This is a genomic window from Mycobacterium gastri, from assembly GCF_002102175.1.
Lineage (GTDB): Bacteria > Actinomycetota > Actinomycetes > Mycobacteriales > Mycobacteriaceae > Mycobacterium > Mycobacterium gastri.
Window position 1 is genome coordinate 1 of record NZ_LQOX01000009.1, and the last position, 23,562, is coordinate 23,562.

Genomic DNA, 23,562 nt, shown 5'->3' on the forward strand with positions numbered 1-23,562 from the left:
CAACATCATCACACGCCACACCGCGCACAGCCGTCAGACACGACCAACAATGGACAGGTTATTCAGCGCGTTCCTAGGCGTTTGCTGCGTCGGCTAGCATTGGTGCGTTCGGGATGTACCTGCTTCTAGCTCCGTCGATAGGCCTTGTCGCGTTGGCCGGGGTGTCATCGACACGGAGCTGGATGGGTCTGGAAGTGCTGCGGTATCGACTGCGGTATCGGCTGGACAGCATCACTCGGCCGCGCGGGTGGTGTCATGGGCTCCTCGTGAACGTCCAATTTGGGTAGGCCTGCTCCGCATTCGCTATCGCCCTGCGTTCCTCCCTTGGGCCAAGGAACGAAGGAAGGCCGAAGTTCTGGTAGATGAGGTCGATAGGTTGGGGCCGCCACCTTCGCCGGCCTCGCTCCGCGCGGATGCAAAACGTCTACAGGTACGATTACCTGTGTACGTTCCGTTCCATTATCCAGAGGGAAGGTGGTCTTGGTGGAAGCCCTGACGCCGAGCACCGCGGGGCAGGCCGGCCTGTCGCGCAGCGCGCTCTACCGCGGCGCGCGCGCAGGCCGGTTGGACCGCGTCGCCCGCGGCATCTACCTGCCTGCTGAGGCAACGGCCGCTGACTGGGATCAGGTCGAGGCCGCGACCCGGCGCCCCGACGCCACGATCTGCCTTACCTCCGCGCTCGCCTATCACGACCTTACCGACGCGATCCCCGCCGCACTGGACGTCGCGATCCCCAGGGGGTCTAGGACACCGGCGAGCACTGGTGCGATCGCGTGGCATCAGTTCGATCGGGCCACATTCGAGATGGGACGGGAGCAGATCACGATCCGGGGATCGGCTCAGACGATCGGGATCTACTCACCTGAGCGGTCGATCGTCGACGCGTTCCGGCTCCGCGGCGACGTCGGATACGAACTAGCCCGCGACGCGCTGCGGGAGTGGCTGCGGCGAGGTGGCAAACCGGCCTGGCTGATCGATATCGCCTCTCGGCTACCGCGGGCGAAGTCCCCGGTCCTGCAGGCATTGGAGATGCTGGGGTGAGTTCCGGCGACGCGGTATTCCGACGACTCCAGGCCGCCGCCCGTTCCGCAGCGGCGAATAGCGGCACCGGCGCACCTACGCAGGAGTACCTGGTACGGCACACCCTCGAATCGTTCCTGGATCGGCTCACCCACACCTCGCATGCTGGCGACTTCGTCCTCAAAGGCGGAATTCTGCTGTCCGCCTACGGGGTACGACGACCGACCAAGGACACCGATGCCAACGCCATCCGTGCCGACGTCACCGCCGAACATCTCGCCGATGTGGTACGCAACATCGCCGCGATCGATGTCGATGACGGGGTGGTGTTCTACATCGACACGATCAGCGTGCAGGAGATTCGCGAGCAGGCCGACTACCCAGGACTGCGCGTGCGGGTCGCCGCGTCGATCGGACAGTGGGAAGGCGTCGTAGTTTGGGACGTATCCACCGGAGACCCGATAGTGCCGCCACCGCGGCAGGTAACCATCGACCGGATCCTTGGCGAGCCGATCACGCTCCTCGGTTACGCTCCCGAGACCACCATCGCCGAGAAGGGCGTCACCATCCTCGAACGCGGCATTACCAGCACCCGCTGGCGTGACTACGTCGACATCGTCCAGATTGCCCGCTACGGCATTGACCCCGATGAACTTCTCCGATCTGCACAGGCCGTCGCGCGCCACCGCGGCGTCACCCTCGAACCCGTCGCACCGCACCTGGCCGGTTACGGCGCAGTCGCACAAGTGAGATGGGCCGCATGGCGCCGCAAGGAACACCTCGAATCCGTATGCGAGGAGAACCTTGACGACCAGATCATTCTGGTCGTCTCCTACCTCGATCCCGTATTCGTCCACGGTCCCGCTTAGGCAGGGCAATATCAGTCCGGCCGCGGATTAGACGCCGCGAGGGACGTGTCTAAAACGCTTCGATGCCTGCTCAGGCTCGCGAGCGCTAACCGGGTGAAACGCGATTGGATCGATTCGGGGCACATGGCCCTAGAGGTCATCGCTGGCGGCCTGGGGGGCAGCTTGGCCACACGCACTCCGTAGACAGTCTGACCGCGGGGTATCTCCTTTCGATCGCGGTGTGTGCGGTTGCCATGACCTTGTTGAGCACCAGAGTCGTCCCACCTCGATTACATCCTGCGGCTCCACAGAGCGAAGCCGGCCAGTACGGTCCGCGCCGTCGTTGTAAGACTTATTGATCGCGGCCGCCGCGACGTCGTCCGTAAAGGATCCTCGGCAGGCGCGCCAACAGCCGCGTCCGCGACGGGCGATACGGATAGGTGTGAAAATCGCGGGACAGATGGAAGCGTGAGATCAGAAGCGCCTGCTGCTGGCAGAACTTGCGGATCCCGCCCGGGCCGTGCCGATACCCGATCCCCGACGTCTTCGCCCCGCCCATCGGTAGCTCGAGCGCGGTGTAGTTGACGAGGGCGTCGTTGACGCACACGGCCCCGGCCTCCAAGCGTCGAGCAACGGCTTCGGCGCGCTTGCGGTCGCGGCCGAATACGGCGGCGGTCAGCCCGAACGGCGAGTCGTTGGCGAGCCGGATTGCCTCCTCCACGTCGGCGACCTTCATGATCGGCAAGGTCGGGCCGAAGGTCTCCTCGCGCATGCAGTCCATCGTGTGGTCGACGTCGACGAGCACCGTGGGCTGAAACCAGAGCCCGGAGCCATGGTCGCCGCGCGAACCGCCGACCACGACCCGGGCACCCTTGGCGATCGCGTCCTGGACGTGGCGCTCGACGAGCTTGACCTGACCAGGCGTCGTCATCGATCCCACGTCGACGCTGCCGGGGCCGCTCGGCACGCCCTGGCGAACCCGACGCGCCTTCTCGACCACTTTGGCGACGAACTCGTCGTAGATGGCCGCCACGGCGTAGACGCGCTCAACCGAGATGCAGGTCTGCCCGCAGTTGAACATGGAGTAGTACACCGAGTGTTGCGCGGCGCGTTCGAGGTCGGCGTCCTCGAGGACGATCAACGGGTCCTTGCCGCCGAGTTCCAGCGACACCGGCGTCACCGTGTCGGCCGCCCGCTTCATGACGTGCTGTCCGACCTCCGTCGAGCCGGTGAACATGACCATGTCGACGGCGTCCACCAGCGCGTCGCCGACCGCCCCGCCGCGACCGGTGACCACCTGCATCACGTCTTCGGGCATCCCGCTCTCGATGAGGCCCTGCCGCAACAGGATTGACGTCAACGGTGTCGCGGTCGCCGGCTTCAGCAGAACACTGTTGCCCGCCGCCAGCGCCGGGATGCAGTCCCCGAACGAGTTCGTCAGCGGGTAATTCCAGGGACCGATCACGCCAACCAGGCCCAGCGGCCGGTAGCGCACGACCAGCCGCTTGCCCTTGACGAGCACCGCCGAGGATTTGACCCGCTCCTCGGCCAAGTAGACCGGGGCCATCTTCGCCCAAAACCCGAACGCCGCCTGTCCGTAGAGCAGCTCGGCGATCAGGGCGTCCTCGTAGGTCTTGCCGGTCTCCGCGCAGATGGTCTCGATCACCCGGTCCTGGTTGTCCACCAGCCACTTCTGGGCGCGCCGAAGCACCCTCGCGCGGCCATCGAATCCGAGTGCATTCCATGTGGGCTGCACCGCGCGACCGCGCGCAGCGGCTGCGGCGACGTCGTCGGCGTCCATGTTCGGCACTTGCCCGATCTCGCGGCCTGTCGCCGGATTCTCGACCACGATCATGGCGTCGATTACACCGGGAGCCGGTCGCAATGTCATCGGACCCCCGGCCCGAAGTTGACTGGGGATGTCGTGCTGCGGGCCTAATCGCCGTTGGCCGGCGCAAGCACGGCCGTCCCGAGCCAAGCGCACGCGAGCAAAGCGACCTCGACACCGATCCGGTCCTCGGCCAGCGCGCGACCGCGAAGCTCCTCGGCTTTGCGGACTCGGTACAACACCGTGTTCTTGTGCAAATGCAGCCTTGCTGCGGTCTCGGTGAAGCTGCCGTTCGTCTCGAGGAACATCCGCGACGTCTCGCGAAGCCTTGCCGACGCGTCGTCGTCGGTGGCAAGCCGGCCGAGCACGTCCTCGACCCAGAATCTGGCCGCCGCAACGTCGGCGTTGAGGAAGGAGGTAAGGCCGGTCTCGCGGAACGTCGTCACGATCGGCCCGGTCGACCCCGACGCGATGGCCACCGCCTGGGCACGCAACGCCTGCTCGTGGGTCACCCGGAACCCCTCCGGGCCCGCCGCCGGAGAACCAATGGCAGCGCGAACGCCGCTGGCCGCGTCGCCGAGGATGATCGCCAGCGCCTCCGCGGCAATCGGCGCTCCCCCACGTGTGGAAAACCAAGCCCAGAATGTGGATTCGTCGGCAACCACGGTCAGCGGGGGCCGCGTCGACAACGTGGCCAACGCGGCCGCCGCCCGATCGAGCAGCATCGGCGCCTCGGGCCCCGCCGCCGATTCGTCGATCCAGGCCACCAAGCCAACATGCACCGTGTCGAGTTCCCACCCCAAGGCCACGCCCGAGCGATCGTCGCCGGCGAGCAACGACCGGATGAGCGAGGCCCGACGCGACGAGGTGTTCTGCAGCCAGCGGTCGCGCTCCCCCTGGTACACCGCAAGGACATTCTCCGACATCAAGTCGACGTAGCGGAACGAGGCTTCGGTCACCGCGCGCAGGATGCCGAGCATCGTAGACGCGTCCAGTTTGCGAGACGCCAGTTCCTCCTGCCACAACTCCAGGAATCGGAAATGGCCGATCCGGTAGGCCCGCAGCAACGCCTCGATCGGCACCCCGCGCTGAGCCAGGCGCCGCGCATATTCCGCTGCGGCCGTGGGTATTTCCGCGCTTCCAGCGTCGATTGCGTTGGCGATCACGTCCAGCCCGATAGCCACGTTTTCGCGCAGGCTCGCGCTGAGCAGTGCCTCGACCGCGTGGTCGCCACGAAGGTGCGGAACCGTTGCGAGCACCAGTTCGAGCAATTCGTCGCCGACTTCGACGATGCGACCGCTCAGATCCTTCGCGATCGAGGCGATCTCGGGTGTCGGGCCAACCCGGTTTCCAGGCACCGGCCGATCATAGGCATGGCCGCTTTAGGCCGGTGTCACGACCGACGGGCAACAAATTCATTCCGACGGACCAATGACGGGGGTGGGCCCGGCGTAGTGTGATCGATGCTATGGAGGTCGTCGGCCATCCCGCCGCGCTCGCAAGCGCCACAACGTTCGCCCGCGACGATCTGGCTCCGCTCGTCGATCGTCCCGAGGCGATCCTTCCCCTTCCCGAACTCGAAGGCCTGCTGGTGAAGGCGGCCGATTCCGCCCTCCTACCGGCTTCGACTGGCGGCGCAGGGCTTTGGGGAGCCGTGGGCGCTCCCCCTGGCTCCGCTGCCGAAGTGCTGCGGCTGATCGCGGGAGTCAACGGCGGTGTGGCATTCGGCGTGCACCGACTCGCGCTGGCGGCCCGTCTGCGGGCTCGCCTCGGGCTTGGCGCAGACACCCCGGCCGCCGTCTCGCTGCAGGGGCACTACGGCCTCGGCCGCGACGCGCTTCCGCGCCTGCTGGCCGATCGCGAACTGCGCGACCAGGACGTCGTGCTGCTGGCCGACTGGCTCGACCCGGCGCATCCACGCGTGGTCGTCTCGACACCGTGGGAATCGGTGTTGGCAGTGAGGCTTCACGGCAGGGAGATCGTCTGGAGCGAGGTTTCGCGGGCCGATTGCCACGTGCGCCTACAGCCCAACAGCCACGGCTTCGATGAGCTCGAAACGACGACCACCGTGCAGGGTCCGGTGGCCGCAGCCGACGGGGCCGCCGATACCGCGCTGTACGCCGAGGCGCTGTACCTTGACGGCCTCGGCATGATGGCCATCGCCGCCGGCGTCGTCGATCACGGCCTGAAGATCGCCCGCGAGTGGGCCAGCCGACGCATTCAGGGCGGAGCAAAGATCGACGGTTACCCGGCCGTGCAGCAGATGCTGGCGCAGATCTCCGCAACTGCCCGCGCCGGCACCCAGCACCTGGCGTACTTCGCCTCACTGGAGCCGAATGCCGAGGCATTGGCGGACCTTTGCGCGGTGCGCTCGGCGTTTCACCCGGCGTGCTGCATCGCCGCGAACAACTCGATCCAGGTCCTCGGCGGGCGGGGGTACATGCAGGACTTCGGCCCCAAGAAGATCGCCCGCGACGCGAACACCCTGCGGGTCCTGGGCGGGACCCCAACCGAACTGTCGCTGTTCGTCGCCGAATGGGAGCGTGCGCAATGACGACCAACGGCCGCGCCCTGGACGGGTTCGTCCCCGCCTCCAGCCCGTTCTCCACACGAACGGCGTTCAAGAGCCTCAGTGCAGTCAGCCGGGCGGTGCTGCCCAACACCCCGCAGTCGTTGTGGGATCAGGACACCGCGAGGCTGCCCAGCGCGCATGCCGCCCTGCGTAGGCGGGCCCGTGAATTCGCCGACCGGGTCATCGCCCCGATCGCGCTCGAATTGGACGTCACGCCGCAGCCGCCGTGCGGCGAGATGCATCCGCTGATGCGCGACGTGTTCGTCAAGGCATCCAAGGAAGGTTTCCAGAGCGACTTGGCCTTCCCGCCGCCGCTGGGGACCGCGTCGGTTCGCGGTGACCGCTATCCCGTGCTGTCTATCGCGGTGAAGGTCGAGGAGTTCGCGCGGGCGTGCGGTGGCCTGATGCTCAATCTGATGGTTCCCGCACTGGGCCAGTCGCCGATCCTGATCTCAGGCGACGCGAACGCCTATCGCCGCTTCCTGATACCCGCCTATCGCGAGATGAAAGCCGGTGTGCCCCATCCCTTCTCGTTCCTCATCACCGAGCCGACCGCAGGCTCCGACGTCGAAGAAGGACACGGCGCGAGCGTCTACACACCCGGGATGGTCGCCAAGCGGGTGCCCGGCGGCTGGTCGCTGAGCGGCCGCAAGCGGTTCATCGGCGCCGGCGATCTGTCCAAGACGATCTCGGTGTTCGCCGCGCTTGAGGGCGAGGGCATGGAGTCGTGGACGCTGTTCGTGATCAACCCGCCGGTGCCCGGCTATCGGACGATCCGCAAGGAACTGAAGCTCGGGATGCGCGCGTCGGGCACTGCCGAGGTGGAACTCACCGACGTGTTCGTCCCCGACAGCAACATCGTCGGCGGCCTGCGCAACGGCTGGGCGCTCAACCGCGCCTCACTGAACTTCTCACGTATCCCGGTGGCTTCTATGAGCGTCGGATTCGCACGCGGGGCTCTGGAAGCGGCGCTCGAATTCGCGGGCAGGACGACCTTGGGCGGCAAGGCGCTGGTCAACTACCAGGAGATTGAGCTGATGCTGGCCCAGATGGTCGCCGAGACGAGTGCGATCCGGTCGATGGTGTGGGAGCAGGCCAGGGTTTTCATCCCACGACAGGGAGCGGCGTCAATGACCAAGCTGCACTGCACCGATCGTGCGCTCGAGGTGTGCAACATGGCGATGGACCTGCTGGGCAACCATAGCCTGCTGCACCCCAACAAGGTCGAAAAGGCATGGCGAGATGCGCGTTTGCCAATCATCTTCGAGGGAACCAACCAGATCAACCGGCTAGCGGTGATCGAAGACATGCAAGAGGAGGTGCTTTCGAAGTGCACACCGTGAACGAAACATCCGAGCTCGCATCCGACGCGTTCTTCGCTGTCCCGAGAACGACAGTGAGCACGTCGGCGGGGGACGTGGAGCTGCCGATCCTCTACTACGACAACTCCCACGTCATTGCGGTATTCGCCGCCGATCCCGCTGGTGTGGCCGCCAAGCTCGAGGGCACGGGCCTGGTGCCGGCATTGCACGTCGGCAATCGGCCCGTCGTGCTGTGCGCGATGTACGAGTACCGGCTGACCTCGATCGGTCCCTACAACGAGGTCGGGATCGGGATCGCGGTCTACCCGGAGGGACACCGGTCCGGCCCACTTCCGACGCGATGGCTCGAGCTGCTCCGCCCGCCCGACCGCCGCGACCAGGGGGCCTACGTCATCGATCTGCCCGTCACCACCGAGGCGGCGCGCGCGGCGGGTTCCGAGATCTGGGGATACCCGAAGTTCGTTGCGCCGATCCAGTTTTCGCTTGGGGGCGGCCGGTTCTCGTGTGGGGTGGAGGATCCCGACGACGGTTCGACCATCATGGAATTCAGCGGCCGCGCGATTCCCACCATCCCGATCCCGCCGTCCCCCTTGGTGCTCTACTCGCACAACCACGGGGCGATGATCCGCACCCATGTCGACCTACGCAACGGGATGCGCGCCCACCTGCCCGGCGGAATCAAGATGAAGGTCGGAGGCTCGCATCACCGGATGGCCAACAACCTCCGCGACATCGGCCTGGACGGCGCGGTGCCGTTGGCGGTCGCGTCGACGAACCGGTTCCAGTCGCGCCTCAACAACGGCATAGCACTCTGAACCGGCACACTGCGCAACACCGGGCTGGTGACCTCCGACCGGCGGGATTCGGCTCGTTGGCACATGGTCCCGCCCATTACGAACGCGGTCGGCAAGATCGACAAGCCGACGTTGCGGAAGAACACACCGCGCATTGCCCCGCCGGCGACGCACAAGGCCTGACATGAGTGACACCCGATCCCGCGTGCCCTTGCTCGACTCGACGTTCTTGCGACTCGAGACTTCGGATACTCCGATGCACGTCGCCGCCCTGCAGGTCTACTCGCTGCCCGACGACGCAGGCCCTGATTTCATCGCGGGGGTGGTAGCCGGTTTTCGCGAACCGATGCCGTTGCGCAAGCCGTTCAATCTCGTGCTCGCCGGCGGATTGTTGTCGGCGGTCGCTCCGGCTTGGGATGTCGTCGAGCAGGTCGACATGGAGTACCACGTCCGACATACCGCACTACCTGCGCCGGGCGGCGAACGCGAACTGGGGGAGCTGATCTCGCACCTGCACAGCACTGTCCTCGATCGCACCCGGCCGCTATGGACCTGCCATGTCATCGAGGGCCTGGAGGACCGGCGGTTCGCGGTCTACGTGAAGATTCATCATGGCCTGACCGACGGTGTCAACGGTGTCCGGTTGACCTGCGACCAGCTGGCCAGGACACCCGACGGGCCGTGGCGCGCACCCTGGCAACAACCTGCCACCGAGAAGGTCCGCCGCGCACGTGAAAAGGGTGCGCGGCCAGGCCTTTCGCCGTGGCGCGCGCCGATCGAGCTGGGCCGCGGGATGCTCGGTCTGACACGTCGGTACGGCGAGCGCGAGCGGGTCCGGCTGCCGTTCCAAGCGCCGCGGTCGATCCTCAACGGCCGGGTCACCAATGCCCGCCGGGTTGCCACCCAGCAGCTGGACATGGGGCGGATCCGTGAAGTGGCCAAGCGCCAGCAGGCGTCGGTGAACGACGTCTTCCTCGCGGTGTGCGGGGCAGCTCTGCGGCGGTATCTCATTGAACGCGACGCGCTTCCCGAACAACCGTTGATTGCCGGTGTGCCGGTCAACCTCCGGGAGGAGGGTCAGGAGGGCGGCAACGCGGTCGGCTTCCTCTGGTCGAGCCTGGGGACCGATGTTGCGGACCCCCGCGAGCGGCTGGAGGCGATACGCCGCTCGATGGGCGCGGCCAAGGAGCACCTGCGCGAGATTGCCGGCCCCGTGCGCCCGACGTTCACGCTGCTGACCATGGCTCTGCCGCTGGCGGCGCTCATGAGCGGGCAGGCCACCCGCACACCTAAGCCACCGATGAACGTGACGATTTCTAATGTTCCGGGGCCGGCCGAAACGCTCTATCTGAACGGCGCGCGGTTGGAGGCGCTGTACCCGGTGTCGCTGGCATTTCAGGGCCTCGGTTTGAACGTCACCTGCATCAGCTACGACGGTCAGTTGAACATCGGCGTGATCGGCAGTCGGGATGCGTTGCCCCACCTGCAGCGCAGCGCGGTGTTTCTCGGCGAGGCGCTCGACGAGCTGTACGACGCCGATAAGGCACGTCGGTGACCGCGACGACGGCCGTCGTGACAGGCGCGGCGCGTGGGATCGGCCTGGCGATCGCCAAGTCCCTGGCGGCCCGCGGACACCGCGTGCTGCTGACGGACTTGGATGGTGACGCCGTCGAACACGCCGCCCACGCTGTCGGGCCAAGCGCCTGGGGCGTCGCTCAGGACGTACGGGATGCCGTGAGCCACGACGCGGTGGCCGCGCTGCGCTGGAGCGAGGTCGGCTGGCGGTGTGGGTCAACAATGCCGGGGTCCTGCATGCGGGTAACAGCTGGGAGCAGCCGGCTGAGGTCGTCGCCCAGACACTCGACGTCAATGTGCGTGGAATGATGGCCGGCTGCGCGGCGGCGGTGAACGCCATGAGTGTCGGCGGCGGCGTGATTCTCAATGTCGCCTCGATATCGGCGCTGACACCCGTGCCGCGGTTGGCGGTGTACGCCGCAACGAAGGCGGCTGTGGTGTCCTACACCGGCTCGCTGCAGGGAGAGCTCAGCCATGTGCGGCTGCCGATCCGCGCCCGTGCGGTGTGCCCCGACGTGGTCTCCACCGCGATGGTCGCCTCGCATGCACACCATCCCGATGCTGCGCTGCTGTTCTCCGGGCCCAAGCCGATGTCTGTCGACGAGGTGGCGGCTGCGGCCATGGAACTGATGGACAGTCGGCAGATCTTCCGCGTCGTTCCGCGCTGGCGGGGAGTGATTGCGCGTAGCACTGGCCTCGTTCCCGCTTCCGGCCTGCGCGCCCTGACCTTGATGCGAATGCTCGGCGAACGGCGACAGCGCAGTGGAAACCAGTCCATCGTCGGCTCCGATTTCGAGAGGTAATTGTCGCCATGAAAACAGTCGTCATTACCGGAGCGACCGCCGGAATCGGCCGCGCGACGGCCCTGCGTTTCGACCGCGCGGGCTACCGCGTCGCTGCCTACGGCCGCAATAAGGCCGCGCTCGACGAGCTCCGGGCGCAGCTGCGACCCGAGGCCGTCGTCGACACGCTGGACATCCAGGATGCCGACGCCTGGACCACGCGGCTGGGCGAGCTGGCCGAGATCACCGGCGGCCAGCTGGACGTGCTGATCAACAATGCAGGCATCCTCACCTCGGGACCGTTCGCCGAAACTCCGCTGGCGGCCCAGCGCAGCATCATCGACGTCAACGTCGGCGGCACGATGGCGGGCTGCCACGCCGCCTACCCGTACCTGCGCTCGACCCCCAAAGCCCAGGTCATCAACCTGTGTTCCGCGTCGGCCATCTACGGCCAGGCCGAACTGGCCGCATACTCGGCCTCAAAATTCGCGATCCGCGGGCTCACCGAGGCACTCGAACTGGAGTGGGCCGACGACGACATCCGGGTATGCGCCGTCTGGCCGCTCTTCGTCGATACCGGGATGGTGCAGGGCGTGGACACCGGCAGCACCCGCGCCCTCGGAGTCTCACTCACCGCCGACGGCGTCGCCGACTCGATCCTGAAGACCGCGCAGAGCCGGCCCCGATTGCCACACGGACCGCACTACGCGATCGGCTGGCAGGCCGAGGCGTTCATGACGATCTCCAGCTTCGTACCCTCCTGGGTCTTGCGGGAGATCAACCGCCGCGCCACTGGCCACTGAATCGCACGCGGGGCTGCGCCCAATGCTGGCGGCCGCATCGCGTAGTGGCCGGGCTTGATACCAGTAAAGAAAGTTCTCACACCGCAGATCACGCCGAATTCTGCGTGGTCGACACTCAGGCATCAGGCTTTGGTGGCGGCGGACGGGAGCGGCTGAGCGGACGGGAGCCGCCACCACGAAGCTGAGAGCTTGGCGGCTGGCGACGTAGCACCTCGGTCAGGGCGGAGCTGCGGGTGTACGGCAGGCGTCCGCATGAAAGACGGAAACAACCTCCCATTCAACCGACCCCTCACATCAAGAGGACACTTCTCCCCACACGCTGCACTCCGTGTGGACGAGTTGTACGACGTTCCAGACGCTCATATCCACACGGCTTATGTTCGTGTCGGCTGGCTGTCAGTCTCGGTGTCGACGGGAGTTTCGCCCGCCACCAAAGCCTGATGTCTGAGCGGCGACCAGCCAGAACGTCGTCGAAGATCTCATCGAGTGGACGCACACTTTCGTCGAACATCTCGATGAAGGCCAGGATCGTTAGGCTGGACAGTATGAGTTCGCTGCAGGTGACTCGGGCACGGGTTGCCGCGGAATCATGCCTTGTGGCTCTGCCGGGCCGACTCACACATGTGCGTGGAGTCGTAGCGGCTGCCGACGGGCTTCGCGGACATTTCGACGTAGCCAGTGCAGATTGCCTGGTGGCGGCAGCTTGGCTGCACGACGTCGGTTATGCGCCGTCGGTGCGGTCGACGGGCTTTCATCCGGTCGACGGCGCCGCGTTCGCGCGCCGGGAAGGCTTCGACGAGCTGGTGGTCTCCCTGGTCGCCTTCCATTCGGGTGCGCCGGCCGAAGCGCGCGAACGCGGGATCAACGGCTTATCCGCGTTCTCCGCTCCACCGCAACAATTGCTGGATGCGTTGACTTTCTGCGATTTGACGACCGGTCCTGACGGGGCGGCGGTGACGCCTGGTGATCGGCTGCACGAGGTGCTGCAGCGGTACGGTCCGGATGACCCAGTCCATCGGGCGGTCGACAGTAACCGCGTGGAGCTCCTGGCGGCTGTTAATCGGGTCCGCGCCTGGCTGTGATGACCGGTCATCCGAGGTAGGGACTCATCCGGGCTTCGAGGTAGTGGCTGATCCGCAGCCTCATTGATGGGTGCATATTGAGCGTCGCGATGTCGTCGGGACTGGTCCATGCGATGTCGGTGCTCTCGTGGTCAATCGCCAACGTTCCACCTGTTTGCCGCGTGGTAAAGCACAGCGAAAACTGTTGGCGTACTTCACCGTCGGAGAACGCGACGACGTGGGCAGGGTCAGTGTAGATACCGCTGAGTGCCACGATCTCGACGTCGAGGCCGGTTTCTTCCTTAACCTCGCGTATGGCCGTCTGTTCAATGGTCTCGCCGATGTCGTGGCCGCCGCCAGGTAGTGCCCACAGCTCGTTGTCTCGCCGTCTAATCAGCAGAATGCGGCCGAGTTCATCGGTGACGATTGCCGATGCCGACGGGACGACGCTGTTGGGCCTGGGAGCGTCGGGGTCGTTGTAGTAGTCGGTACGCATGAAAAACAAGCCCTTCTATGGGAACGCATGACCTCGATCAGTCAGCGGTTTGGCGTTGTCCCAGACTCGATCGAATGCCTGCTCGAATGTGGCCCAGAGCCGAGGCTCATCAGACCGTCCGAACACCATGACCGGATTGCTGCGACCCGGCGAGCCATAGATGTGAAAGTTAACGATGATGCGGTCATCAACTCGGAAGATCGACGAATAGAGAGTCGTTCGGTGAGTCCGGATCTCCAGCCCGGGTGTCGACGCTTGCGAAGCGAGCAACTCGACGGTGGTGCGGCACCTGGCGACGACGGCTTCACCGATGTCCTCTTCTTCGCCTCGAAGGAACAAGCCAGGACCGTCAGGGTCGCCAACGAGCAATCGCACGCCGACACCACGCCCCACCGCTTCGACAAGTGCGTCGACGAAGCCGTCCATGGTGTCGAACAAGAATGTGGCGGCAAGCACGAGGACGTCGACGGAATGCTGCGGATGGGCGAAATGCTGCTGCCAAACGCTGATCGGCATCTGTGTACGAGTGGGGTACACCGTCGGCGTGAACGGCCTGGTCCCGTCGGCTGACGCGAAGTTCGTAGACGATCGAGCGTATTGCAGCGGCCAGAGGTCGTGCGGAGTGCAGCCAAGTGCATCGGCGGCGCGACGCGCGTTGTCTTCGCGAACTTTATGATCGATGTCCGCGAGCCAGCGCTGGACGGTTTTGAGCGACACACCGGCTACGTCGGCGAATCGTCGATCGGACAAACTCTTTCCGCGTATCCGGTCCCTGAGCACTTCGTTCGGAATCATCGGCCGATCACGGCGCGCATCGCTGTCATGATCCTTGCCGTCTCCTTCCTTGGCCGTGCCACCGTGACCCGGGAAAGCCTAGTTTGGCCCTGGAGCTCCGTCCTAACAGACCGCGATGTCCACGATGTGTCCCGCTGGCCGCGCCTTCGTGTCCGAAATGTCGCGGCGACGTCCAAGGTGTCCATCAATGGCCGTAGCGATGTCCGATCTGTCCCTCTGAACTGAGGCAAGCGCTCGTTCGGGCGCGATCAGGATGAGGAAGGACGAAGCGAATGAAGTTGCGAATAGAAACAACTGGAGTGTCGTTCACGTGCACGCGTGCGCCAGAGCAGCGGCTGAACTTTGACACCGGAAGGCCCCGAGTAGACAAAGCAACGGGGGTACCCCTGTGGCTCGTCCAGGTCATGGCCCTCGACGAATCGGGCGGTGACGTGATTTCGGTGACCGTGGCCGGCGAGCCGCAGGTTTCCGCTGGGCGTGCCGTCACGGTCACGGGTTTGGTCGCATTGCCGTGGTCACAGGACGGCCGCTCGGGCATCGCCTACCGCGCCGAAGCGATCACGCAGACGGCTGACATGACGTCTGCCAAGGCCCCCGGCGCTGCCGCCCGCCCCTAACTCACGACCGAACTCGACGGGCTGCCCACCTGCGCTGAACTGCGGGTGGGCAGCCCTACCGAGCCGAACGCTCATGAGAAAGGAATTGTCAATGTCTCAACCATCGAAGTCTCAGCGCGACAAAGAAATACAACGATCCAACGAAGCCTGGTTCGCCGCAATGTTCTTGTGCATTAAGGCGATCGGCTGCATTCTATCGTTGGCAATCGCCTTCCCCGCCCTCAGCATCCCTGCTCTCGTAAGTCTGTTAAACACAATGTGTTACGGCTTCTACGTTGGAACACTCACCGCGGTCGCGTTCGCCGCCGGTTACGGCACCTGGGCTGCGCTCGACGCAAAGTCCTTCGCAACCTGGATTGTTCAACCTGTCCGACGACGGTTCCTGATGTGGTGGCGCTACACCCGCAACTGGGAGTCGGTCTGCGCCCTCAACGGGCTTACAACACGGGACCGCGAGCGCGATCGTACGCTCACCCCGCGCCTGCGTGCGATCTGTATCGGCAAGCACACCGACACCGTCGACCTGCGCGTGGTCACAGGTCAGTCGGTCAACGATTGGCAGAAACGGGTCCACGAGCTTGCCGCGACGTGGCGGGCAGATCGGCTGACTATCCGCGCCACCGCTCCCGGCGAGCTGCGGATCACGATCACGCGCTACGACGTTCTGGCCCAAACTATTCCGCTGCCACGGCGGGCGGTCGGCACCAATGCGAACCTGGCGGCCGTGACGGTGGGGATCACCGATACCTACCGATGGTGGCGGGTGCCCGTGCTCGGCCATCACCTCCTCATCGCAGGAGCCACCGGTGCAGGCAAGGGGTCGGTGCTGTGGTCTCTGATCGCCGGCCTCGCACCGGCCGTCAGGACCGGGCAAGTACGACTTTGCGTCATCGACCCGAAAGGGGGCATGGAGCTCGGCGCGGGGGCACCGCTGTTCAGTGCGTTCTCTCACGACGCCGCCGACCACACCCTCGAACTACTGCGAAGGCTGGTTGAGGTCATGCACGCCCGGGCCAATCGGCTGCGCGGGCACACCCGTCTGCACACGCCGACCCCCTCAGAGCCGCTGGTTGTCGTGATCGTCGACGAAATGGCGGCGCTGACCGCCTACGTCACCGACCGCAAGACGCGCACCGAGATCGAACATCTCCTCGGCCTGCTGCTGTCCCAGGGCCGGGCAGTCGGCATCAGCTTGATCGCCGCGATCCAGGACCCGTCCAAAGACACGCTGCCTGTCCGCCAGCTGTTTACCGTGCGCATCGGGCTACGACTGACCGAAGCCAGCCAGACCGCGATGGTGCTCGGTCAGGGCGCACGCGATGCGGGCGCCGAATGCGACCTCATCCCCGACACCACTCCTGGTGTGGGCTACATGATGGTCGACGGAACGGCCGAACCGCAGCGCGCCCGAGCGTTCAACGTCACCGACGCCGACATCGCCGACCTCACCGTGCGCTTCGCCCTGCCCCGGGGGCAGAGCACGCAATCCAAGCGCGATGTCAGCGACGGCGCAGACGAGGCCACACCATGACCGCTCCAGCCCTATTGCCAGGTGTTCCTGACGGCGTCGACCACCACCGCGTGATCAGCGAAATGATGCGTCGCGCGTGCTCGGCGGGATTCGACATCTGGTGGCGGCGCGCCGGCTCAGTCGGGTTCTGCGCCAACCCGATCCAGCTCACCGGTACCGATGAGGTCGGCCGCGAAAGAGTCGTGTGGGTGCGGTGCAACAATCGCCGCGCCACCGTGTGCCCCTCGTGTTCAGACCTGTACGCCCGCGACACCTGGCAACTCGTCGCTGCCGGCACCACCGGAGGTCGCCACAACATCACCACAGCGGTAGCCACCCGGCCACAAGTGTTCACGACGCTCACCGCGCCCAGCTACGGTGCGGTACATAGCGGTTCGGGCAGCAAGTGCCGGGACCACAAAACGGCAGGTGGTCACAAGCGGTGCCAACATGGAAAACCCCTGTGGTGCAGCACTATCCACGAACAAACCGATGTCCGAGTGGGACAGCCGCTCTGCGCCGAGTGCTACGACTACCTTGGGCACGTCCTGTTCACCTGGCACCTGCCGGAACTGTGGCGACGCTTCACCATCGCCCTGCGCCGCGACCTGACCAAACACCTGAAAAGCCAGGGAAGTCAGGCGGGCTCGGTGAAAGTCAGCTTCGTCAAGGTCGTGGAAATGCAGGCCCGAGCCATACCCCACATTCACGCCTCATCCGTCCGATCCCCCCGAAAACCACGCCAGTACCGCCACCGACGGCTCACGTGACCATAACAGTCACGGCCCCGCCGCCACTTGTGGTGGTGGGGGTCACCGTTCGGCAACCAGCCCCGACTGGGAGTCGCCGATATCTGCCACCGAGCTCGCCATCCTCATCCAGCAGGCTGCCCGCACCGTCACCCTCGACATCCAGGACCCCGCCGGCCACCGACAAATGGTCCGATTCGGCACGCAGATCGACACTCAACCTCTGAGGTCCCAAAACCACTCCCTCTCAACAGAATCAGACTCAGATGTGGGGACATCGCCGCGCCGGGTCGCCGGATATCTGGCCAAATATGTCACCAAATCCCTGCAAGACTTCGGTGTGGCTGCCCGCCGGCTATCCGCTGAAGCCATCGCGGACCTGAACGTCACTGACCACGTCCGGGCGATCCTGACGACCATCGCCGACCTCGCAGGCCAACCCCACGGTAACGATGCCCTGGCGGGGATCGGGCGCTGGCTACACACGCTGGGCTACCGGGGACACATCACCACGAAGTCCCGCCGCTACTCGGTCACCATGGGTGCACTCCGTGCCATCCGCGCCACCTGGACTCGACAACAAGCCGCCAAAGACTCGCCACTCGAACTAACCGAGCAGAGCGACCAAGTGTGCTGGGATTTCGACCGCGCAGGACACGCCACCGCTGGCGACCGCACCCTCGTCTACACCGCCGCCCTCCAGCACATCGAGACTCGCCGCGCCGGACTGGTCGAGGCGCGCCGCCACACCCGCGACGGGCATTGGGATCCGCCAGGGGGACGCGATGAGTGACGAGCCCCGAACCGATGCGCCGAGCATGTCGGAGGGGCGTGTTGAGATTGACGAGCCCAGCCACTATCGACTTCCGCGCGAGGCCAACCGAGCGCTCGTACACGTGATACTGGCTGTGCGGGACCGGATGCTCGGATCAGATAAGGGAGTGGCGTGAGTCTGAAGTTCGCCTTCTATGGCCGAGTGAGCACGGAGGACGCGCAAGATCCGGAGGCCAGCCGCAGCTGGCAGAAGCGGCGCGCGCGACGGACTTGATCACTCCGCACGGCGGAACCCTCGTCACTGACTATTTCGATGTGGGACAGAGCCGTTCGCTGCCGTGGAAGCGCCGGCCAGAGGCATCACGGCTCCTTGCTGATGTCGCCTCTCGTGACCGTGGCTTCGATGCCGTCGTCATCGGAGAACCCGCCCGGGCGTTCTACGGGCCGCAGTTCGCGCTGACCTTCCCGGTACTCACCCACTACGGCGTCGGCCTGTGGGTGCCCGAGGTCGGCGGAGCGGTCGATCCGGGCTCCGAGGCACACGATTTGGTGATGACGCTGTTCGGCGGCATGAGCAAGGGGGAGCGTGCGCGCATCCAAATGCGTGTCCGCACGGCGATGTCAGCACTCGCGCAGGACACGAATAGATATCTCGGTGGCCGCCCACCCTACGGTTACCGGCTCGTCGATGCCGGCCCGCACCCGAACCCTGCGAAGGCAAGTCTGGGTCAGCGACTGCACCGCCTGGAACCTAACCCTGCGACATCTCCGGTGGTCGAGCGGATCTACCGCATGTACGCCGATGGTGCCGGCCTGCGCTACATCGCGCAACGGCTCACCGACGATGGCGTGCCGTCACCGAGCCAGTACGACCCGGCACGCAATCGCCACCGCGACCCGCGTGGTTGGTCGCATTCGGCGATCCGCGCCATCCTCGACAACCCGGCATATCTCGGCGTCCGAGTGTGGGGCAAGCAGGAGAAATACGAGGTGCTGGTCAACCCTGACGATGTCGCCGCTGGGTACGAGACGCGCATGCGGTGGCGTGATCAGGCCGACTGGATCGCACCGGACCGCCGCACGCACGAAGCGCTGATTTCTGACGATTCGGCTCAGGCTGTTCGCCTTCGGACACAGGCGCGGCGGGGTCCGGGCCTGGTCTGCAGCAGGGATTCGACGGTGCCCTATGCGCTGCGCGGGCTGCTGTTCTGCGCCGCCTGCGGACGGCGGATGCAGGGCGCCGCCCGCGTCGGGAAACAAACGACCCGCATCCTCTACCGCTGTGAGCTGGGTAAGTCCCGTTCGGTACCTGTAGACCTCAGCGATCATCCGCGCACCGTCTACCTCCGTGAAGACGAGCTGACACCGCGACTCGACGCATGGATCGCCTCCCTGGCCGATCCGGAAGAACTGGCGCACGGGCAGGACGTGGACCCGGCAGCCGGCTATGCCGCGTTGCAGCGCCAGCTCAGCGAGGCGAATAGTAAGGTCGCGGCCTTGGTCACTGCCCTGGAGTCTGGCGTGGCCGTCGAGGACTTGACCGCTAGGTTGCGTCGCCGCACCGCCGAGCGCGACGAGCTGAAGGCCCGCCTTGAGCGAGTCGAAAAACCCCGCGTCTTATCTTCCGCACAGATTTCCGAGCTGGTCGACGAGCTGGGTGGGCTGTCAGCCGTGCTTGGCGAAGCAACCCCCAAAGAACGCGCTGACCTGTACTTAAGCCTGGGTTTGCGTCTCGACTATGACCCGTACCTGCAGCGGGTCAAGGCGACGGCCGATTTGAGTCGTGTCGCCGGATGTGTCCGAGGGGGGACTTGAACCCCCACGCCCATTAGTAGGGCACTAGCACCTCAAGCTAGCGCGTCTGCCATTCCGCCACTCGGACAAAACCACTCGCATGGGTTGGCAGCTAAGGCTATCCGATCGGCTCGCGTCAGCCCAACCGGGCTCGCGGCTCGCCGTTGGATCCGGATGGGCGGAGCGCGTCACAAGTGCGTCGGGAGTGGTAGGAAAGGTGACTGTGACAGGTGCGGGCGATGACGTTGCCGAGGTTGTCAGCAGGTTGATCCGGTTCGACACCACCAACACCGGGGACCCGGAAACCGCCAAAGGCGAGGCCGAGTGCGCGCACTGGGTGGCCGAGCAGCTCGCCGAGGCCGGCTACCAGCCGGAATATGTGGAATCCGGGGCGCCCGGGCGCGGCAACGTGTTCGCCCGGCTGGCCGGCCCCAAGGGTCAAGCCGGTTCCCGGGGCGCGTTGCTCATCCACGGGCATCTGGACGTGGTGCCGGCCGAACCGGCCGATTGGAGCGTGCACCCGTTTTCCGGCGCGATCGAAGACGGCTATGTCTGGGGCCGCGGCGCGGTCGACATGAAGGACATGATCGGCATGATGATCGTGGTCGCCCGCCATCTGCGGCGCGCCGGCATCGTGCCGCCGCGGGATCTGGTGTTCGCCTTCGTGGCCGACGAGGAGCACGGCGGCAAATACGGCGCGCAGTGGTTGGTCGACAACCGGCCCGATCTGTTCGACGGCGTCAGCGAGGCGATCGGAGAAGTCGGCGGCTTCTCCTTGACCGTGCCGAGCCGCGACGGCGGTGACCGCCGCCTGTATCTGATCGAGACGGCCGAGAAGGGCATCCAATGGATGCGGCTGACGGCACGCGGCCGCGCCGGACACGGCTCGATGGTGCACGACCAGAACGCGGTCACCGCCGTCGCGGAAGCGGTCGCCCGGCTGGGCCGTCACCAATTTCCGCTGGTATGCACCGACACCGTCGCCGAGTTCCTGGCCGCCGTCAGCGAGGAGACCGGCCTCAGCTTCGATACCGATTCGCCGGACCTGGACGGGGTGATCGACAAACTCGGCCCGATGGCCCGCATGCTCAAGGCGGTGCTGCACGACACCGCGAACCCCACCATGCTCAAGGCCGGGTACAAGGCCAACGTTGTCCCCGCAACCGCGGAGGCGGTGGTGGACTGCCGGGTACTGCCCGGCCGGCAGGCGGCATTCGAAGCCGAGGTGGACGAGTTGATCGGCCCCGACGTCACCCGGGAGTGGATCCGTGACCTGCCGTCGTATGAGACCACCTTCGACGGCGATCTGGTCGACGCCATGAACGCCGCGGTGCTGGCCGTCGATCCCGACGGCCGCATAGTGCCTTACATGCTGTCCGGCGGTACCGACGCAAAGGCCTTCGCGCGCTTGGGGATTCGTTGCTTCGGCTTCAGCCCGCTGCGGTTGCCGCCCGATCTGGATTTCACCTCGTTGTTCCACGGTGTCGATGAGCGGGTACCCATCGATGCGCTGAAGTTCGGCACCGAGGTGCTAACCCATTTCCTGACCCACTGTTGATTCACCCGAAAGGACCGATCATGACAACACCGCCCGATCCGTATGCCGCACTCCCCAAGCTGCCGTCTTTCAGCCTGACCTCGGACTCGGTGCGCACCGGCCAGCCGCTGCGCACCGCGCAGGTCAGCGGGATCATGGGCGCGGGCGGACAGGACGCCAGTCCGCAACTGAGCTGGTCGGGCTTTCCGAAGCAGACCCGCAGCTTCGCGGTCACCGTCTATGATCCCGACGCCCCGACGCTGTCCGGGTTCTGGCACTGGGCGGTGGCAAATCTGCCCGCCGAGGTGACCGAGCTGCCCGAAGGCGCCGGCGACGGCCGCGAGCTGCCGGGCGGCGCAGTGACGCTGGTCAACGATGCCGGTATGCGCCGCTATGTCGGCGCCGCGCCGCCGCCCGGGCACGGTGTGCACCGCTACTACGTTGCGGTGCATGCGGTGGACGTCGAGAAACTGCATCTGAGCGAAGACGCCAGCCCGGCCGTCCTCGGTTTCAACCTGTTCCAGCACGCGATCGCCCGCGCCGTCATCTACGGGACCTACCAGCAGACGTAACCGCCGCCGCCGTTCGGGGCGGGATCGCTGGGCTGCCCGGCGCACCCCGTTTGCCCGAGGCGGCGCGGGGGTTGGCCGCGCCGTCGCAGAAGTCGGGTCGGGTAAATCGTCGCGCCGGCCGGTCGCGGGAGCAACAATGAGGAGTCGTCCGGCCGTCCCCAGCGGGCCCGGAAAGCTTCGCCGAGAGCGCTTGGAGCAGCCATGGCCGATCGCACCAATCGAGTCACGGTCGTCGTCGCCGACGATCACCCGGTAATGCGACAAGGGGTGGTGCGCGCCCTGAAGGCCTGCGGGCGAGTGGAGGTCGTCGCCCAGGTGGGCGACGGTCGCGCGGCACTGGACGCCATCCGGCAACTTCGGCCCACGGTCGCACTTCTGGACTACAAGATGCCCGAACTGGACGGCATCGAGGTCACCCACGCCATCGCCCGTGACGGGCTGCCCACCCGCGTGGTGCTGCTGAGCGCCTTCGACGACAGCCCGGTCGTCTACAAGGCTCTGGCCGAGGGCGCTTCGGGGTTCCTGACCAAGGAGTCCGATAGCGAGGAGATCGTGAGCGCCGTGGTCACATGCGCCGACGGCGGCTCGTACCTGCCGGCCGGGATAGCCGGCGGGCTGGCCGGTGAAGTCAAACGGCGGGGTAGGGGAGCGACGACACTACTGACCGAGCGCGAGACCCAGGTGGTCACGATGATGGCGGACGGGCTGTCGGTTCCGCAGATCGCGTCACGACTCCATTTGGCGTCCAGCACGATCAAGACGCACGTGCACAGCCTGTATGAAAAGCTCGGTGTTTCCGATCGGGGGGCTGCCGTCGCCGAAGCGATGCGGCGTCGACTGCTCGAATGAGCTTGCCGCCCGGGCGATTTCGCCTGGCGGTCACCGGGCCGGCCGCCTCGCTCAGTGCCGAAGCGGCAACTCCACACGCAAGTGCGCGCCTGCGGGTTCATCGACGATGGTCAGCGTGCCGCCAGCGGCTTGCACCCGGGCCCGGTGTGCGGCAAGACCGATGTGTCCCTGGGCGAGGCGGCGCGCCGCGGCATCGGCCGCTATCCCAATCCCGTTGTCCGCCACGTCGATACGAGCAACATCGTGGTCAACCGCCAGTTTCACCGTCGCCGCGGTGGCCTGCGAATGACGGGCCACGTTGGACACCAACTCGCGGATCACCCCGAACAGGATCGGGTCGACCGCGTTCGGGTCCGGGTAATCGATGTCGGTGCTGATCGTTATGCCCGACCGGGCCGCGGTGACCGAAGCGAGCTTTTCTACCGCCGCGGCCAGGCCGACCTGGTCGAGCAGTGCCGGGTGTAGCTCAAAGGTCGCCTCGCGCAGTAGCTTCGCGGCGTCCTGCAGGCTGGACAATGCATGTTCGAGGGGCGCGTCGGGGGCCTGCTTGAGGAAGTTGGCGATGTCACGCCGTGCCGCCAGCACGTCCTGCAACGGTCCGTCATGGATCGACTCCGATATCTGCCGGCGCTCCGCCTGCGAGGCGGTCATCGTTTCGGCGAGGAGCTCTTCGCGCGAGGTCGTAAGTTCGACCATTTCGCCGATATTCCGCAGCCGGAAGACCACCACCAATAAGGCTGTGCCGCAGACAAATCCGTACATCAGCACGATCAGTGCCGTTGCCCCCGGGCCAATCCTCGGCGAGATCACGGGGTCCTGAACAAACGATGCGGTAAAGACCGCCAGGCTCGCGGCCAGGACGATAGCAGCCCGTCGCAGCGACAACTCGACGGCCACCAGGCGTGGCAGCAGCGCCATCACCAATAGCGGAATGTAGCCTCCGGGTGACAACAGCTTAAAACCGAAGACGGCCCCGACATCGGCCAGCGCGAGGGTCAGCAGTGCCCTGTCGTCGTTGAACAGATGACTTACACCGGAAAACGCAACCAGCAGCGCGCCGATCGTCACGACGGCGTAGCCGCTCAACAACACCGCCTGCGCGGGCAGTCGAGTCGAATCGGCGGCGGCCAACATCGCGCCGAACATGATGACCACCACGCCGACGCGAAGCATGGACCCGGCCTGCAATGAGCGCAATCGCTGTTTGCGCAGGACCTGCTCGATCTCGGTGCCGCTCATCGGTTACCTATCTTGCTGTCGTGTC

The 23,562-nt window shown here is 65.9% G+C and carries 20 protein-coding genes, 1 tRNA gene and 2 pseudogenes; 17 read left to right on the plus strand and 6 right to left on the minus strand.

Annotated features, from left to right (window positions below; all coding sequences use genetic code 11):
• The first annotated feature begins 483 nt into the window (after positions 1-483).
• The gene (locus AWC07_RS01625) at positions 484-1,041 is read left to right on the plus strand and encodes a type IV toxin-antitoxin system AbiEi family antitoxin domain-containing protein (protein ID WP_036408527.1); all 558 of its coding nucleotides are present in this window, start codon (positions 484-486) and stop codon (positions 1,039-1,041) included.
• Positions 1,038-1,889, plus strand: a complete 852-nt coding sequence (locus AWC07_RS01630) for a nucleotidyl transferase AbiEii/AbiGii toxin family protein (RefSeq protein ID WP_208622335.1) — start codon at positions 1,038-1,040, stop codon at positions 1,887-1,889. The genes AWC07_RS01625 and AWC07_RS01630 overlap by 4 nt, the downstream gene beginning before the upstream one ends.
• Before the next feature lie 331 nt (positions 1,890-2,220).
• Here the strand turns inward: AWC07_RS01630 and AWC07_RS01635 are convergent, their stop codons facing one another.
• Both AWC07_RS01635 and AWC07_RS01640 read right to left on the minus strand, forming a co-directional pair.
• Positions 2,221-3,723, minus strand: coding sequence for an aldehyde dehydrogenase family protein (locus AWC07_RS01635; protein WP_244187416.1), 1,503 nt, complete (start codon positions 3,721-3,723; stop codon positions 2,221-2,223).
• An 80-nt stretch (positions 3,724-3,803) separates the two neighbouring features.
• Positions 3,804-5,054 carry a PucR family transcriptional regulator gene (locus tag AWC07_RS01640; protein ID WP_051507745.1) on the minus strand — a complete coding sequence of 417 codons (1,251 nt, stop codon included), beginning with the start codon at positions 5,052-5,054 and terminating at the stop codon, positions 3,804-3,806.
• A 110-nt stretch (positions 5,055-5,164) separates the two neighbouring features.
• Between AWC07_RS01640 and AWC07_RS01645 the strand changes: the two genes are divergently transcribed.
• The 8 genes from AWC07_RS01645 to AWC07_RS01680 all read left to right on the plus strand — a co-directional run bounded on the left by AWC07_RS01645 (position 5,165) and on the right by AWC07_RS01680 (position 12,626).
• A complete protein-coding gene (locus AWC07_RS01645; protein ID WP_036408513.1) occupies positions 5,165-6,250 on the plus strand; it encodes an acyl-CoA dehydrogenase family protein in 1,086 nt (361 codons plus the stop codon).
• Positions 6,247-7,611: an acyl-CoA dehydrogenase family protein gene (locus AWC07_RS01650; RefSeq protein WP_051507746.1), complete on the plus strand. Its 1,365-nt coding sequence runs from the start codon at positions 6,247-6,249 to the stop codon at positions 7,609-7,611. The genes AWC07_RS01645 and AWC07_RS01650 overlap by 4 nt, the downstream gene beginning before the upstream one ends.
• On the plus strand, positions 7,608-8,405 hold the full coding sequence (locus AWC07_RS01655; RefSeq protein ID WP_036408541.1) for an acetoacetate decarboxylase family protein: 798 nt from the start codon (positions 7,608-7,610) through the stop codon (positions 8,403-8,405). The genes AWC07_RS01650 and AWC07_RS01655 overlap by 4 nt, the downstream gene beginning before the upstream one ends.
• Before the next feature lie 163 nt (positions 8,406-8,568).
• Positions 8,569-9,939 (plus strand): WS/DGAT/MGAT family O-acyltransferase, encoded by a 1,371-nt coding sequence (locus AWC07_RS01665; protein ID WP_036408516.1) that lies wholly within the window; start codon positions 8,569-8,571, stop codon positions 9,937-9,939.
• 17 nt (positions 9,940-9,956) lie between these two features.
• Entirely contained in the window at positions 9,957-10,268 is a 312-nt protein-coding gene (locus AWC07_RS29235; protein ID WP_279628848.1) for an SDR family NAD(P)-dependent oxidoreductase, read from the plus strand.
• Positions 10,169-10,762, plus strand: a complete 594-nt coding sequence (locus AWC07_RS01670; protein WP_208622337.1) for an SDR family NAD(P)-dependent oxidoreductase — start codon at positions 10,169-10,171, stop codon at positions 10,760-10,762. Before AWC07_RS29235 ends, AWC07_RS01670 begins: the two co-directional genes overlap by 100 nt.
• 8 nt (positions 10,763-10,770) lie before the next feature.
• Positions 10,771-11,544 carry an SDR family oxidoreductase gene (locus AWC07_RS01675; RefSeq protein WP_036408519.1) on the plus strand — a complete coding sequence of 258 codons (774 nt, stop codon included), beginning with the start codon at positions 10,771-10,773 and terminating at the stop codon, positions 11,542-11,544.
• A gap of 545 nt (positions 11,545-12,089) precedes the next feature.
• Positions 12,090-12,626: an HD domain-containing protein gene (locus AWC07_RS01680; RefSeq protein ID WP_036408522.1), complete on the plus strand. Its 537-nt coding sequence runs from the start codon at positions 12,090-12,092 to the stop codon at positions 12,624-12,626.
• 7 nt (positions 12,627-12,633) lie between these two features.
• On the opposite strand, the gene AWC07_RS01685 is transcribed toward AWC07_RS01680, so the two are convergent.
• On the minus strand, positions 12,634-13,101 hold the full coding sequence (locus AWC07_RS01685; protein WP_036408524.1) for an NUDIX domain-containing protein: 468 nt from the start codon (positions 13,099-13,101) through the stop codon (positions 12,634-12,636).
• A gap of 15 nt (positions 13,102-13,116) precedes the next feature.
• Positions 13,117-13,896: a hypothetical protein gene (locus tag AWC07_RS01690; protein WP_085104922.1), complete on the minus strand. Its 780-nt coding sequence runs from the start codon at positions 13,894-13,896 to the stop codon at positions 13,117-13,119.
• Between the two features lie 272 nt (positions 13,897-14,168).
• Here AWC07_RS01690 and AWC07_RS27355 point away from each other — a divergent pair, with 272 nt between their 5' ends.
• The 4 genes and pseudogenes from AWC07_RS27355 to AWC07_RS01710 all read left to right on the plus strand — a co-directional run bounded on the left by AWC07_RS27355 (position 14,169) and on the right by AWC07_RS01710 (position 19,361).
• The gene (locus AWC07_RS27355; protein WP_036416502.1) at positions 14,169-14,513 is read left to right on the plus strand and encodes an SCO3933 family regulatory protein; all 345 of its coding nucleotides are present in this window, start codon (positions 14,169-14,171) and stop codon (positions 14,511-14,513) included.
• A gap of 91 nt (positions 14,514-14,604) precedes the next feature.
• On the plus strand, positions 14,605-16,044 hold the full coding sequence (locus tag AWC07_RS01700) for an FtsK/SpoIIIE domain-containing protein (RefSeq protein WP_085104923.1): 1,440 nt from the start codon (positions 14,605-14,607) through the stop codon (positions 16,042-16,044).
• A pseudogene (locus tag AWC07_RS01705) lies at positions 16,041-17,565 on the plus strand (replication initiator). The gene AWC07_RS01700 and the pseudogene AWC07_RS01705 overlap by 4 nt, the downstream one beginning before the upstream one ends.
• A 153-nt stretch (positions 17,566-17,718) precedes the next feature.
• A pseudogene (locus tag AWC07_RS01710) lies at positions 17,719-19,361 on the plus strand (recombinase family protein).
• Here the strand turns inward: AWC07_RS01710 and AWC07_RS01715 are convergent.
• Positions 19,343-19,428: transfer RNA gene (locus AWC07_RS01715), tRNA-Leu, on the minus strand. The pseudogene AWC07_RS01710 and the gene AWC07_RS01715 overlap by 19 nt on opposite strands.
• A gap of 117 nt (positions 19,429-19,545) precedes the next feature.
• Here AWC07_RS01715 and AWC07_RS01720 point away from each other — a divergent pair.
• The 3 genes from AWC07_RS01720 (at position 19,546) to AWC07_RS01730 (ending at position 22,298) form a co-directional block, all read left to right on the plus strand.
• Positions 19,546-20,898 (plus strand): M20/M25/M40 family metallo-hydrolase, encoded by a 1,353-nt coding sequence (locus AWC07_RS01720; RefSeq protein ID WP_036417768.1) that lies wholly within the window; start codon positions 19,546-19,548, stop codon positions 20,896-20,898.
• 20 nt (positions 20,899-20,918) lie between these two features.
• Positions 20,919-21,449, plus strand: a complete 531-nt coding sequence (locus tag AWC07_RS01725) for a YbhB/YbcL family Raf kinase inhibitor-like protein (protein ID WP_036417770.1) — start codon at positions 20,919-20,921, stop codon at positions 21,447-21,449.
• A gap of 201 nt (positions 21,450-21,650) precedes the next feature.
• A complete protein-coding gene (locus AWC07_RS01730) occupies positions 21,651-22,298 on the plus strand; it encodes a response regulator transcription factor (protein ID WP_036417772.1) in 648 nt (215 codons plus the stop codon).
• Between the two features lie 51 nt (positions 22,299-22,349).
• Here the strand turns inward: AWC07_RS01730 and AWC07_RS01735 are convergent, their stop codons facing one another.
• Positions 22,350-23,537, minus strand: coding sequence for a sensor histidine kinase (locus tag AWC07_RS01735; RefSeq protein WP_036417774.1), 1,188 nt, complete (start codon positions 23,535-23,537; stop codon positions 22,350-22,352).
• Positions 23,538-23,562 lie beyond the last annotated feature (25 nt).